The 12,637-nt window shown below is 66.8% G+C and carries 12 protein-coding genes; 6 read left to right on the top strand and 6 right to left on the bottom strand.

Annotated features, from left to right (window positions below; genetic code table 11):
* The first annotated feature begins 180 nt into the window (after positions 1-180).
* Positions 181-1,740, top strand: a complete 1,560-nt coding sequence (locus G015_RS0109070) for a MinD/ParA family protein (protein WP_012982969.1) — start codon at positions 181-183, stop codon at positions 1,738-1,740.
* On the opposite strand, the gene G015_RS14035 is transcribed toward G015_RS0109070, so the two are convergent.
* Positions 1,666-1,842, bottom strand: coding sequence for a PLDc N-terminal domain-containing protein (locus G015_RS14035; RefSeq protein ID WP_012982968.1), 177 nt, complete (start codon positions 1,840-1,842; stop codon positions 1,666-1,668). The genes G015_RS0109070 and G015_RS14035 overlap by 75 nt on opposite strands.
* Before the next feature lie 153 nt (positions 1,843-1,995).
* Here G015_RS14035 and G015_RS0109075 point away from each other — a divergent pair, with 153 nt between their 5' ends.
* Positions 1,996-2,451 carry a YaiI/YqxD family protein gene (locus G015_RS0109075; RefSeq protein ID WP_012982967.1) on the top strand — a complete coding sequence of 152 codons (456 nt, stop codon included), beginning with the start codon at positions 1,996-1,998 and terminating at the stop codon, positions 2,449-2,451.
* A gap of 9 nt (positions 2,452-2,460) precedes the next feature.
* On the opposite strand, the gene G015_RS0109080 is transcribed toward G015_RS0109075, so the two are convergent.
* A complete protein-coding gene (locus tag G015_RS0109080; RefSeq protein WP_012982966.1) occupies positions 2,461-3,009 on the bottom strand; it encodes a pyridoxamine 5'-phosphate oxidase family protein in 549 nt (182 codons plus the stop codon).
* 98 nt (positions 3,010-3,107) lie between these two features.
* Between G015_RS0109080 and G015_RS0109085 the strand changes: the two genes are divergently transcribed.
* From G015_RS0109085 to G015_RS0109095, 3 genes are all read left to right on the top strand, one after another.
* Positions 3,108-3,473 (top strand): hypothetical protein, encoded by a 366-nt coding sequence (locus G015_RS0109085; RefSeq protein WP_012982965.1) that lies wholly within the window; start codon positions 3,108-3,110, stop codon positions 3,471-3,473.
* A gap of 72 nt (positions 3,474-3,545) precedes the next feature.
* Positions 3,546-3,869 (top strand): non-heme iron oxygenase ferredoxin subunit, encoded by a 324-nt coding sequence (locus G015_RS0109090; RefSeq protein ID WP_012982964.1) that lies wholly within the window; start codon positions 3,546-3,548, stop codon positions 3,867-3,869.
* A gap of 133 nt (positions 3,870-4,002) precedes the next feature.
* Entirely contained in the window at positions 4,003-6,102 is a 2,100-nt protein-coding gene (locus G015_RS0109095) for a DUF1631 family protein (protein ID WP_012982963.1), read from the top strand.
* Positions 6,103-6,166: 64 nt separating this feature from the next.
* Here G015_RS0109095 and G015_RS0109100 read toward each other — a convergent pair whose 3' ends face one another.
* Both G015_RS0109100 and G015_RS0109105 read right to left on the bottom strand, forming a co-directional pair.
* On the bottom strand, positions 6,167-8,116 hold the full coding sequence (locus tag G015_RS0109100; RefSeq protein ID WP_012982962.1) for a SpoIIE family protein phosphatase: 1,950 nt from the start codon (positions 8,114-8,116) through the stop codon (positions 6,167-6,169).
* Positions 8,113-9,072 carry an ABC transporter substrate-binding protein gene (locus G015_RS0109105; protein WP_020146526.1) on the bottom strand — a complete coding sequence of 320 codons (960 nt, stop codon included), beginning with the start codon at positions 9,070-9,072 and terminating at the stop codon, positions 8,113-8,115. The genes G015_RS0109100 and G015_RS0109105 overlap by 4 nt, the downstream gene beginning before the upstream one ends.
* 245 nt (positions 9,073-9,317) lie before the next feature.
* Here G015_RS0109105 and G015_RS0109110 point away from each other — a divergent pair, with 245 nt between their 5' ends.
* Complete coding sequence (locus G015_RS0109110) at positions 9,318-11,543, top strand: TRIC cation channel family protein (RefSeq protein WP_020146527.1); 2,226 nt, start codon at positions 9,318-9,320, stop codon at positions 11,541-11,543.
* Between the two features lie 16 nt (positions 11,544-11,559).
* Here G015_RS0109110 and cysZ read toward each other — a convergent pair whose 3' ends face one another.
* Together cysZ and G015_RS0109120 are read right to left on the bottom strand one after the other, a co-directional pair.
* Positions 11,560-12,234, bottom strand: coding sequence for a sulfate transporter CysZ (cysZ, locus tag G015_RS0109115; RefSeq protein WP_081601202.1), 675 nt, complete (start codon positions 12,232-12,234; stop codon positions 11,560-11,562).
* Between the two features lie 56 nt (positions 12,235-12,290).
* Positions 12,291-12,500, bottom strand: coding sequence for a DUF3185 family protein (locus G015_RS0109120; RefSeq protein WP_018138546.1), 210 nt, complete (start codon positions 12,498-12,500; stop codon positions 12,291-12,293).
* Positions 12,501-12,637: the final 137 nt, after the last annotated feature.

The following is a 12,637-nucleotide window of genomic DNA, read 5'->3' on the forward strand; positions in this document are numbered from 1 at the left end:
GGGACCCGAGAGGGTGCCCTTGTATTGCCCCGATCCGTTGCTGCGTCGCGGCTTCTCGCCCTGGTTCCCGACTATACTGCTGGGACTTGCGTTGCGCCAGCGATTCCAGTAGACGAGACGTTAGGCGTGCGTGAGGCCTATCCCGTGAGGCCACTTCGGAGGCAGGAAGCTTTGAAGCCCATGATCGACAGGCAGTCTGGCACGGCTCGCGTCCAGTCAGCTCAGCCGCGTGTCCTGACAGTGACCAGCGGCAAGGGCGGGGTGGGCAAGTCCAGTATCGCGGTCAACCTCGGGATTACCCTGGCCCGGGCGGGGCGCCGGGTCTGCATCCTGGATGCCGACACGGGGCTTGCCAACGTGAACATCCTGCTGGGGCTGCACCCGCAAAAGGGGCTGGCCGAGGTCCTGACGGGGGAGTGTCCGGTCGAGGATGTCCTTCTCGAGGGCCCCCATGGCCTGAAAGTCATCCCGGGGGCCTCGGGTATCCGCGATTGCGTGGAGTTGTCGGCGGCCCGACAGCGGCGGCTGGTGACCGAGCTGGCGCGGATCGAGCAGCATTTCGATGACCTGATCCTGGATACCGCTGCGGGGATTGGCGATACCACCCTGGATTTCGTCGCCGCCGGACATCAAGTGCTGCTGGTCATTACGCCGGAGCCGACCTCGCTCACCGATGCCTTTTCGTTGCTGAAGGTCGCGCTACGGCGATATCCGCTCACCTGTCAGGTGGTCGTGAACATGGTGGCCGACATCAGTGAGGCGCGGGCGGTGTATCAGCGCTTCAGTGGTGCGGTGGAGAAGTATCTGAAGATCTCGGTGGGCTTTCTCGGGTTCATTCAGCGCGACGAGAGCCTGCGTGCGGCGGTGACCCTGCAGCACCCCGTAGCGATGTTCTCGGAGCATGATCCGTCAGTACGTCCGTTTCAGCGGCTGGCACAGGCCTTGAACGATCTCTCCTGGGACCCCTCGAGCCAGGCCTCGTTCAGCCGTTTCTGGTTCCGGCATCTATTGCGCAAACCCGCATCGAGCGAGCCAGTGGCGGTTGACGCCGGGGCGGATGACACCCCGTCGGAGCGGCTGCTTGCCGAACGGGGTGGCACTCCGGATGTGGAAGTCCCGGCACCGGAGTCCGGCAGTGAGGTGAAGAAGCGGTTCGAGGCCCTGCGGCGGGAGTTCCGTGCCCTGGCGAGCGCGGTCGACGAGCCCTGCGCGCTGGCCGAGTGGATCCAGACGCTGGAGGCCGATTATCGCGATCGCTTTGGCATCCCCGCGGTGGATCCGGAGGCGCTGATCGAATGGCTGCTCGAGCACCCTGAGACCTCCGAAGACGTACTCGAGCGCATCGGCGTGCGTCTGGAACAGGCAACCCGCGGAGAGGATGCCGCTTGCCCGGAGCCGCCCGAAAACGTGGTGACGCCCGACTTTGGCCGCTACGGCCCGCTGGCGGCGAGCGAGCGCCCAACGCCGATCCCGAAACCCGATGCCATACACCGGGTGGATGTGGCGGTGTTCGGCTCGCAGCAGGACCTGTTGCAGTGGTTGCGCGATTCCCGCGACGAGGGACAGCTACTGATCGAGCAGCTCGAACGGCGCGGGGACGGTGTAGCCCCGTCCCCGCCCATCGGCAACCCGAACGGCGATGATTCGACCGATCCGTCTTCCGGGCTACTTGGGCCCGAGGAGGAGCCAGGCGATCAGCCCCGCCACTGGCAGGAACAGCAGGATCAGAATCCACAGTAGCTTGACCATCGGCCCAGCCGGGCTTTGCGCGGTGCGGACGATGGCCCAGATCACGATGATCAGCCAGATCAGACCGAGAATTCCGGTGACTTCGATACCCATGGGGGCTCCTTGTCGGCGCGAGTGCCGTGTCCGTTGAGCGTAGCACCATGGCATGCGGCCGGGGGCAGGGCCAATCGAAAAGCGGTGGAGTGTGTTGCGCTTCGCCGAACCGGCTATGCTGCGGAACTTCTCTCGAATCGACGATCGGTGAGCATGAAGATATGGGTAGACGCGGACGCCTGTCCCGCGGTGATCAAGGAGATTCTTTTCCGGGCGGCCAACCGCACTCAGGTGCCGCTGACCCTGGTGGCCAATCAGCCGCTGCGCACCCCACCGTCGAAATGGATCGATGCCATTCAGGTGGGTGCCGGCTTCGACGTGGCCGACAACGAGATCGTGCGGCGGCTGGAGTCGGGGGACCTGGTGATCACCGCCGACATCCCGCTGGCGGCCGAGGCCATTGCCAAGGGCGCCCAGGCCCTGAATCCGCGCGGCGAGCTGTATACCGAGGGGACGATCCGCGAGCGCCTCAGCATGCGCGACTTCATGGAGACCCTGCGCTCCAGCGGCGTGGATACGGGCGGTCCCGCCGCCTTCAGCCAGGCCGATCGCCAGGCCTTCGCCAACCAGCTCGACCGCTTGCTGACCCGTCAGGCAAAAACCCGGTAGGCGGCTCGTTCAGCGTTTCCCAAGTGGGGTCGGCAGGTCGTCGATGCTGACCGCATTCTTTTCCTCCCAGTAGCGTTCCAGGCCCTCGGGGCCCTTGCGTTCGCTCCACTCGGTCAGGGTGGGGCGTGGCTGGAGTTCGCCTTCGGGTACACCGAAGCCACAGGAGGTCTGAATGCGGTGGATCTCGATGTCGATGATCTGCCGCATTCCTGGATGAGCAGGGAACGCGCTGTACAGGGATTCCCAGTCGCCATCGGTCGGGAGCACGGTCCGCCCGCGGCCGTATAGCCGGAGAATCTTCGGTTTTCCGGAAAAGGCGCAGAACATCAGCGTGATGCGGCCGTTCTCCGCGAGATGGGCGGAGGTCTCGTTGCCGGAGCCGGTCAGGTCGAGATAGGCCGCGCGGCGAGGACCCAGGACGCGCAGGGTGTCCAGCCCCTTGGGAGACAGGTTCACGTGGCCGTCGGCCGCGAGCGGGGCGGAGCCCACGAAATAAACCGGCTGTTCGAGGATGAAGCCCGTGAGTCGTTCGTCGAGGGCAGGGAAGGTCTTGGCCATTGGCATTACCGGCTTGATTGGGGTGAATCGAGACGTTGAAGGCATGTTTCGGTACCCTCGCGAGCGTACTACAACGTTGCTTCGGCCCGGAGATTCACATGAGACATTCGCTGCGCCCCCTGCTCCTGACGCCCATCCTGGTGGTGGGGCTTGCCGCCTGCGGGGGTGGTGAGCGTGTGTCCGAGGTAACGCTGGCCCAGTTGGCGGGTGCGGCGGGCGAATTCAACGGTGAGCTGGTGCAGACCGAGGGTGTGGTCAAGCGCTTTGACGAGGACCCCGAACGCTACCACTACTGGCTGGAAGACGAGGATGTGAACCGCGTGGCGGTCGAGCCTCACGACGAGGTATCGGATCGGCTGGGGGAACATATCCGCGTGGTCGGGCGCTTCAGCTACCACCCGGAAGAAGGCCGCCTGATCGAGATCGACCCGGCCGCAACGGCAGCCCTGGATGCGACGCCTTAGGGACAGTGTTTCCCAAGATGGAGATTCGCTGGGCGGCAAGTTGAAGCCCAACCACAAGGCCCTGGAGGAGAGATGAGCGAGTGGATCGACGTGGCACCGGTCGACAGTATCGCGGACGGTGAACATCGTCTGGTAGACACGGCGGGAACCGAGGTTGCGATCTTCAACCTCGACGGCGAGTTCTTCGCGGTCGAAAACCTCTGCACGCACGAAGAAGTGCCCATCGCCGATGGCGAGCTCGACGATGACTGTATCACCTGCCCATTGCACGAGGCCCAGTTCTGCCTGCGCACCGGCGAGGTGATGGAGCCCCCGGCGGAGGACCCGCTGACCCGTTTCCCGACTCGCGTGCATGGCGGCATGGTTCAGGTGGGTTCCGAGCCGCTGGACGACTAAGCTCTCCAGTTAACCTCCCGCGCTACGGTGCAAAATAGCAACTTGTGGCTGTTTTGCCGCTTTCTGACCTGTACACTGGCCGATTAACACTGGGCTAACGGCCGCGCCGCGGCCGGTCGCGAAGGCAGGGCGCATGGCGGGAAAGGACTCCAGAGAACAGGGAAACTACCAGGACGACACGGCGATCTGGAGCGGTCTGTCGGGGCTGTCCGAGGCACAGCGTTCCGAGCTGGCCGCCGGTGTCGCCCCGCGCGTGGTCGATCACCTGGATCAATGCATGGAGTGGGTCGCGACCGAATGGAGCGCCGGACGCGTCTGGGGCGACCAGGAAAGTGATGCGGTCGAATGGGCCAACCAGTTGCATGGCTATCAGTACGTCCTGCGGCGTGAGTTCGAGGAGGCACTGAACCGCGACCTGCGCACCACCACCTATCCGCCCGAATACGATTTCTCCGGCACGCGCTATGCGGGTGGTGATTCCGGGCTGCAAGTGCTCGACGACTACCAGTCCACCCGGCGCTCCCTGCGGCACAAGCTCGAGGGCGTGATCCGCGAGCACAACCGCTACTCCTACTACATGTTCCAGCAGGCCGCGCGCGAGGAGCACCGCTTCGAGCACCCGGGCTGGGCGCCCTGGTCTCCGCTGCACTGGTACGAACGGGTGATCGAGGCCGCCGAACGGCAGTTCGGCCGCACGGCCATGACCCTGGACCTGATGCGGGCCTACGTGAAGTGCATGGGGCGCACAGGCGCCCCGATGCTGGCCTTCGTGGTGGAGACAATTGACGAGTGCGGGCTGGTGACCGAGCCGCCTCGTAGTCCGGAGGCGCACGAGTCCGAAAGCGTGCCCCAGCAACGCGCGAGCTGGGCCCATTACACCGCGGGCAGCCCGCCGCGATCCGCCTCCGAATCAACCGCCGGCGGAGACCCGGCGGCGCTCGGGTTGGGCGCTGCGGGCTCCGCCGGGAAACACGAAATGCCCCCGCCGGATGCCGACCCCACCGCCTGGGCACAGTGGGCACGCGCCCTGGTGCAGGCCCAGGGGTTGCCCGCCAGTTCGCCGCATGCGGCCGGCGTGGCCGATGGGAGCGGGGCCGGGGGCGCAGGCGGTGAGCGGGCGGACCCGGAATCCGCGGAATTCTCGCGCGAGTCCTTGACGCCATTCATCCTTGATCTCTTGCAGGGGATGTTTGATCACATCTTCCGGCAGGTCGGGTTCAACTCGCGTGTGCGTGCGGCCATTGCCGACATGCAGTTCTCGCTGGCGCGCGTGGTCATCCGCGATCTCTCGTTCTTCCGCGATCGCTCGCACCCGTTACGCCTGTGGATCGGCAGCCTGATCAATACCGGCGTGCGCGTCAGCCCGGATGACCAGGCCGAGGGCAACGATGCCATCGAGGCCTATCTGCAGCATATCCAGCAGTCGGTCAATCGGCTGCGCCACGAAGCCGACAGCATGGACCGTGATGCCGCGCAGGCCCTGGTGGACGACTGGCTGGCGGCGATCGAGGAAGAGGATGCGCGCTGGCAGGAGCTGCAGGATCCCCATATCGATCCACTGCGCCAGGAGGAGCGCGCGGCGCGCGCGCGGCGCAGCCTGACCATCTGCGTGCTGGAGACCGGCGCGGAGCTGCCGGAACGTTCGGCTGAGCAGATCGCCGAGGCCTGGGAAGACCTGCTGGCCGCCGATGGTGACTCGGCCGAACGGCTGGACCAGGTGGTCAAGGACGTGGCCAAGGCCATCTGCAACCGCGCGACCCCGAAGGAGGTCAACCCGATGGTGCAGCGCATTGTGGCGACCGCGCGCGAGGCCGGGGTCTCCGAGGAGCGCGTGAAGGCCGTGGTGCAGCACCTGGGGCAGGCCCACCTGCAGCGGATCCGGGCCTCCGGGGACGAGCCCCGTTTCGACCCGCAGGAGCGCATCCGGGCCCGGCGTTCCATACGCTTCGAGGACGACGATCCGGACCTGCTGGCAGACCAGGACGACCCCTATGTTTTCGAGGCCTCGCGGGTACAGGTCGGGGACTGGTTCGAGTTCATCGACAAGGCGACCGGCGAGACCCAGCGCATGGCGCTGGTCTGGCGCGGGGAGGCCACGCGCCGCTTCCTGTTCCTGTCGCTGGATGGCGTGACCAGCCGTCGCCACAGCCTGCAGGGTGTGGCCCACGAGATGCGCGAGGGCCGCATGCGCGCGCTACCCCGAGACAACCCCCTCGACGCGATGATCCGCTAGCGCCAGCAGGGCCTTCGGGCGGGTTGTGGGAGCGGGCTCGCCCGCGAAGCCTCGGTCCACGCCTTCATCTGGCGCATTCCCCATCCCCCGGGCAGTAACGCAGCGCCAGCACGGTAATGTCATCCGCCTGTGTAGCACCATCCGCGAAACGCTCGACGGACTCCAGCACCGCGTCGACTTGCTGTCGTGCTGGCTGGGATGCGATCTCCCCGTACAAGGCGAACAGCCGATCCTCGTCATACAGCTTCTGCTCCCCGTCCGCTGCCTCGGTCACCCCGTCGGTATACAGCAGCAACGCATCACCGGGCGCCAGGCGGACGGTCTGCACCGGGTACTCCATGTCTTCCATCGCCCCCAGCACCAGCCCAGGCGGCAGCTTCAGCCAGTCGTAGGTGCCATCGGCGCGGTGGATCAACGGCGGGTTGTGGCCGGCGTTGGCAAAGCGGACCTCGCCGGTGCCCAGGTCCAGCACCCCGCACAGGTAGGTCACGAACATGCCGTTGTCGTTGTTCAGGCACAGCTCGTTGTTGACTCGGGTCAGGATCTCGCCCGGGTCGCGCGGGTCCTGCTCGGCGATACCCTTGACCAGGGTCTTGGTCACGGCCATGAACAGCGCGGCGGGAACGCCCTTGTCGGAGACATCGCCGACCGCGAAGAACAGGGCGTTGTGCTCGCGCAGGGGGAAGAAGTCGTAGAGATCACCGCCGACCTCCTTGGCCGGGATCAGGCGGGCCGCGAGGTCGATACCCACATCCAGGTCGGACAGGTCCAGTCGCTTGGGCAGGAAGCTCATCTGGATGTTGCGCGCGATCTTCAGCTCGCTCTCCATGCGCTCCTTGGCGGCGGTGGTCGCGGTCAGGTCGTTGATGTAGTCCTTCAGCGACAGGCGCATCTCGTCCAGCGAATGGGCGAGCTGGCCCACCTCGTCGCCGGTGCGGATCGGCGGCAGCGGGCGGTCCAGATTGCCGCGGGCGATCTCGCCGGCGCTGCTCGCCAGGCCCTTCAGCGGGCGGGTGATGCCGCGCGAGATACCGATGATGGTGCCGAGCAGGATGAAGAAGCCGATCGCGGCGATGATCAGCACCCAGTGCATCACCCGCAGGATATCCCCGAACAGTTCGCGCTCGGGGATGATCACGCCCACCGCCCAGTTCGCCTCGGGCAGGCGCACGTGATAGAGCCGGGCGGGTTCCTCCAGCAGGGCCTCCGGCACGCGGGAGAAGCCTTCGTCGGTTTGCTGGATGCGCCGTCCGAGTTCGCGCAGTTCCGGCTCGCCCAGGGTTTCGGCCAGGCTGAACAGGCTCTCGCGCATGATCCAGTCGCGCTGTGGATAGGTGATAAAGCGCGTACGCGGGCTGACCAGAAACGCAAAGCCGCTGTCGAAGATCTCCACCTCGTCCACGCGCGCGGTCAGGGCCGGCAGTTCGATGTCCATGGTCACGATCCCGCGCAGTGCCTCGGCGTCGTCGGGGTCGAAGAACGGGCGCGAGTAGGTGGTGATCAGGCGGTTGGGGTCGGCGGCCGATGGAAAGGGCTCGGTCCAGAAGCCGCTGCGCGTGAGTGCCGGGATCTGGTACCAGTCCCGGGTAAAGTAGTCGAAGTCGTCGCCGCCCAGGTGCATGCGCGCGATGCCGTTGAGCGTCTCGTAGGAGAATGGGCCGTAGTAGCGCTCGTCGGGGTCGGCGGCATAGGGCTCGTAGGTCACGGCGGCGCCCTGGACCGCGTCCGACTGGAGCGTCACGTTGTCCAGCACGGGAAACAGGCCGTCGGGTCGAATCTGTCCCGAATTCAGGGCGCTGGCGAGGCCTTGTGCCGACCCGGCCACCTCGTTCAGTGACGAGCGGATGCGGTTGGCCGTCGCGTGGGTCAGCTCGCGCGCCTGGTCCTCGGCGTGCTCCAGCATGATATCGCGCACCATCAGGTACAGCGCGCCGGAGGAGATGAAGAAGATCGACCCGGTCGTCAGCAGGGTGACCAGGGCGAGGCGGACGGCGAGGCTCTTGCGGCCGTTCATTGCGTCACGTCCTGGTGAAACTGTTCGTACGGCACCGGCTCCCATTCCAGGTGCCCCAGGTTGCGCATCAGACTGACGGCCAGCTGGTAGTCCTGCCGATCCAGGTGCGGACCGCGGAGCGCCTCGTCTTCCAGATACAGCGGGCGCAGCGCCTCCAGCATCAGACGCTGGTGCGCCCGATTGGTCGGCTCGCCGGCCTGGATGACGCGATCCATCACCGCGTCCACTGCGGCGTCCGGATGGGCAAACGCGTACTCCCAGCCCCGCAGTGAGACCTCGACGAACGTGCGGACGGCTTCGGGGCGTTCGCGCAATGTCGACTCCAGGACATAGATCCCGTCCTCGGCCAGGCCCACGCCGTGATCCTCTAGCGGCATCACCTCGATCTCGTCCGGATCCAGACCGCTGAGATACAGCTCGACCAGTTCGTTGTAGCGCGTGGCGGTGGCGGCCGCGACCGCACCGGTGCGCAATGCGGCCATCGTCGCCCCCTGGTCGACCGTGTCGGGGTGCACCCCGTAGGTGCGGAACAACGCCTCCGGCTGAAGGCTGAAGCTGGCCCAGCGCGAGACGCGCTGCCCGTCCAGGTCTTCGGGCACCAGGATCCCGGACTCCGCCAGCGATACCAGCACTAGAGAGGAGTCCTGGATCAGTTGTGCTACGTTGACCACGTCCACGCCCTGTTCACGCAATTCCAGGGCCTGGGTGAGGTAGAGCAAAGCCACATCGGCCTCCTGGCGGGCCAGCGTCGCGGGGGCGGGGTGCTCCGCGCCGTGCGGGAGTATTTCCAGCTCCAGTCCGGCGTCCTGGTACCACCCCATCTCCTTGGCCAGGTAAAAGCCGGCGAACTGCGCCTGGGGGACCCAGTGCGGCTGAAAGCGCAGGGTCTGCGTGTCGGCCAGCGCGGTGCTGGCGCAAAGGAGCAGGACAGCCGCCAGGGCCAGTACGCGGTGCAAGGCGGTACCCAGGCCATGGGCCGCAGAATTGGGGAATCGTGCGTATGCAGCGTCCATGGGGAGGGAGTCGGCCGTGGGGGATCTTAGACGGCGACAGCATACCGAGGTGTTCCTGCGGGCGCATCCAGTCGCGCGCTAGCCGTCAGGCGGGCGTTATTCGGGCGTCGCGGTGGCGCCAGAGAAGCGGTTGGGAGCGGCCGCGGGGCCGACGTTCGCGGGTTGCGCGTTGGCTGGGGGGGCTGTGGGTGGGGTTGGCGCTGGCCATCCTCGCGCCGTTCACGGCCGGTGCGTCCTCGCCCCCGTCCGCGGCCGATATCGGCACCCCGATCCCGATCGCGCAGCAATCGGCGCCCGAAACGTTGCGCTCTGGCTGGTTCGAACGTCCCCCGTATCAGGCCGGTTCCGACAGCGCATCCCGGGCATCCCCGGCCGGGCTCGACGTGCGGGTCGCGCAGGAGGCGCTGGCCGGTGTCGGGCATGGCGCCGAGTTCACGCCGCTTTCCTGGAACGACCAGCTCGCCGCACTGCGCCACGGCGCGATCGACTTCGTCATCGGCAGCTATTTTGATTCCGGTCGCCTCGACTATGCGCATTACTCGCAGCCCTACCGTCAGGAACGTAACGCCCTCTATGTGCGCGCCGGCGAGCGCGGTGAATATTCATTCGAGGACCGCGCCGCCCTGGTCCAGACGGTTCGCGACGGAGACTTCCGGCTGGGAGTGACCACGGGTTATGCCTACGCCTCCAGCGAGCTGGCTGACCTGGTCGCGGATCCGGGGGAGGCCGCGCGCCTGTATCCCGCGGCCGGTGACGAGGCCCATATCCAGGCGCTGATCGAGGGTCGGATCGACGGCTTTGTCGCGGACCCCGTGATCGTGGACCTGCTGCTGGCGCGGACGGGTCGCGCCCGCGAGATCCAGACGTATCCGCTGGACCTGGGGACCGTCGGCGTGCGGGTGATGTTCTCCCGTGCCACCGTTCCCGAGTCCTTCGTCGAGAACTTCAACGCGCAGTTGCAGGCCCTGGAGGACAGCCGCCGGATGGCCGCGCTGGAAGTCGAGCATGTGCTGCCCGCGTTTCTCTCGATGGCTACCAGCGAGACCTGGTTCAATACGCTCACCCTGCTGGGGATTCTCGCGTTCTCCGCCTCCGGGCTGATCCTCGCCCGGCGCGAACGCTACAACCTGTTCGGTGCCCTGGTCCTGGCCTCGCTGCCGGCCATCGGTGGCGGCGTGCTGCGCGATCTGCTGCTGGGCCGCGACCCGATCTTCATCTTCGAGACGCCGGAGTTCCTGCTGGTCCCGATCGTGGTCGTGGGGGTCGGCTTCGTGCTGTACAAGCTGCATGACCATGTGCTGGTGCGCTGGCATGTCGTCCAGGAACTCCTGGCGCGGCAGCAGAAGGGGCTCGGCGGGCGCGTGGTGGGCAATCTGCAGCGAGGTCTGGATGCCTGGGCCGTGGCCTCGTTCACCGTGATCGGCGTCGGGGTGGCGGTCGAGTCGCAGGCCAGCCCGTTGTGGCTCTGGGGCCCGGTGATGGCCGTGGTGACCGCCTCGTTCGGCGTGATCATGCGCGATGTGGTCCGCTCGGACTTCAACATCGACATGCTCAAGCGCGACTCCTTCGCCGAGATCTCGGTCCTGGGCGGCATTCTCTATTCGCTGATCCTGCTCTGGCCCCCGGTCGAGCTGAGCCTCGGATTCATCCTGATCGCCACGCATGCGGTGATCGTGCTGCTGTTCCTGGCACGCCTCGGGGTTCTCTACTGGGGGCGGCCCAACCCGTTGCAGATGGGGGATCCGCATACCCTGCCGGAACGGCGTCTGGAGACACTGGCGCGTCGCGAGCCGCAGGCCTGGTCCAGTCTGACCCGCTACCTCACCGAGGATGCCGAGGGGCGGGCCCGCCCGGCCGGCCCCGGGGAGCTGGAACGCCTGCACAAGGACTTCGAATACCTGCTGCAGCCGGTGTTCGCCGAACTGGACCGGCTGGCGGGCGAGCCCCTGCTGGAGGCCGCCGCGCGCCGGCACGAGGCCCTGCGTGACCGCTTCCGGCTGGTCGCGCGCCTGGAGCAGCAGCTGTATGACTACCTGCGCGCGACTGTGACGGATATGGAGACCGCAGCCGACGAGGTGGCGTGGGCCCTGGAAGGCCGCGTTCTTGAGGCCCTGCGGGGATTGCTGGATGCCACGACCATGGCCGCGAGTTCCACGGACCCCGACGACCTGGCCTGGCTGCGCGACATGACGGCCAATCAGCGCAGCCGCTTCGATGCCCTGCGCGCCCGCTACCTCGACCCCGATCATTTCCAGCCCGGGGGTGCACTGGACCGCGTGCTGCAGCGCACCCACCGCGTGGAGCGCATGCTCTGGATGCTGGCGGAGTACGCGGAGCGGCGGCTGGAACCGACGTTGAGCCCGGTTCAGGGGGATCGGCGTGCACTGCAGCGGCGTTTCCTGCGCGCCGAATGATTGCCTGGTCGGTGGTCTATGGGGTTGCGGCCAACTGCCGTGTGCGCAGGTGTGTGGCGCCGATCACTGCGGCGGGCACCAGCAGCAGGTTCACCAGGGGTACCATCGCCAGCAGCGTCGTCCCGGCGCCGAATGCGAGGGTCTGCAGGCGGCGTTCGCGCAGGCGCCGGCGCACCGTATCGAATGCCAGGCCGTCGTTGGCTAGCGGGACCTCCATGAACTCCACCGCCAGGACCCAGCTGCCATAGAGGAACCAGGCAGCGGGTGCGAGCAGGTTGAGCCCCGGAACGAAGGTGATGATCAGCACCGGGATCAGTAGCAGGGCGTAATACCCGAGCTTGCGCGCCGCGGTGGCCAGCGCGTGTACGGACTCCGCGGTCAGCGAGCGCGGCGCGGCCAGCGGCGGATGGCCCAGGCCTTCGGCCGTGCGGTAGGCCAGCGGCCCGGAGAAGGGGCTGGCCACGATCGCGGCCAGGGCCACGGCGGATATCCCGACCACCAGCAGCAGGAACAAGGCGAACAGCGGCCACAGCAGCCAGGCCAGCCAGTCCAGGGTCTGCGGCAGCCAGGCGGCGAGCAGGGCGTCAAAGCCCACCGCCGCGGCTGCGACCAGCGCACCCACCAGCAGGACATTGATGATCAGCGGAATGATCACGAGCCCGCGCAGGGCGGGCTCGTGAACGCGTGTCAGGCCCCGGAACGGGGCGAGGAACGCGTAAAGCGGCGAGAGGGGTCTTGTCCGCTGGTTCAGCGGCGGGCCCCGAACAACGTCAGGACCAGACCCACTGCGGCCATGATGCCGCCACCGATCAGGTACATGCGAGTGTCGTCCGTGTAGCGTCCGGTGAAGGTCTCGTGCAGCTCTTCACCCAGGCTTTCGGTCGCGTTGTAGCCCATCACCAGCAGGATGACGCCACCCACCAGCAGGGCGATTCCGAGAATACGGCTCCAGTGCATGTCTACGTCCTTTCTTGTTGTGGTTCTTTGCCTGAATGTAGCACCGATCACCGGCGCTGGCGGTGACGTATCCAGAGAAACGCGAGTCTCCCCGGTTGCGTAGGAGGCCAGCCCCCTGGCCGATGGGGCGTGTCTGG

Source organism: Thioalkalivibrio sp. ALJ15, assembly GCF_000383695.1.
Taxonomy (GTDB): Bacteria; Pseudomonadota; Gammaproteobacteria; order Ectothiorhodospirales; family Ectothiorhodospiraceae; genus Thioalkalivibrio.

What these genes read in the sequence shown, in the direction of transcription:
- G015_RS0109095 (WP_012982963.1), top strand. Translation starts at nt 4,003, where the DNA reads ATGGCGGGAAAGGACTCCAGAGAACAGGGAAACTACCAGGACGACACG.
- G015_RS0109080 (WP_012982966.1), bottom strand. Translation starts at nt 3,009, where the DNA reads ATGGCCAAGACCTTCCCTGCCCTCGACGAACGACTCACGGGCTTCATC.
- G015_RS0109100 (WP_012982962.1), bottom strand. Translation starts at nt 8,116, where the DNA reads ATGAACGGCCGCAAGAGCCTCGCCGTCCGCCTCGCCCTGGTCACCCTG.
- G015_RS14035 (WP_012982968.1), bottom strand. Translation starts at nt 1,842, where the DNA reads ATGGGTATCGAAGTCACCGGAATTCTCGGTCTGATCTGGCTGATCATC.
- G015_RS0109085 (WP_012982965.1), top strand. Translation starts at nt 3,108, where the DNA reads ATGAGACATTCGCTGCGCCCCCTGCTCCTGACGCCCATCCTGGTGGTG.
- G015_RS0109120 (WP_018138546.1), bottom strand. Translation starts at nt 12,500, where the DNA reads ATGCACTGGAGCCGTATTCTCGGAATCGCCCTGCTGGTGGGTGGCGTC.
- G015_RS0109075 (WP_012982967.1), top strand. Translation starts at nt 1,996, where the DNA reads ATGAAGATATGGGTAGACGCGGACGCCTGTCCCGCGGTGATCAAGGAG.
- G015_RS0109070 (WP_012982969.1), top strand. Translation starts at nt 181, where the DNA reads ATGATCGACAGGCAGTCTGGCACGGCTCGCGTCCAGTCAGCTCAGCCG.
- G015_RS0109090 (WP_012982964.1), top strand. Translation starts at nt 3,546, where the DNA reads ATGAGCGAGTGGATCGACGTGGCACCGGTCGACAGTATCGCGGACGGT.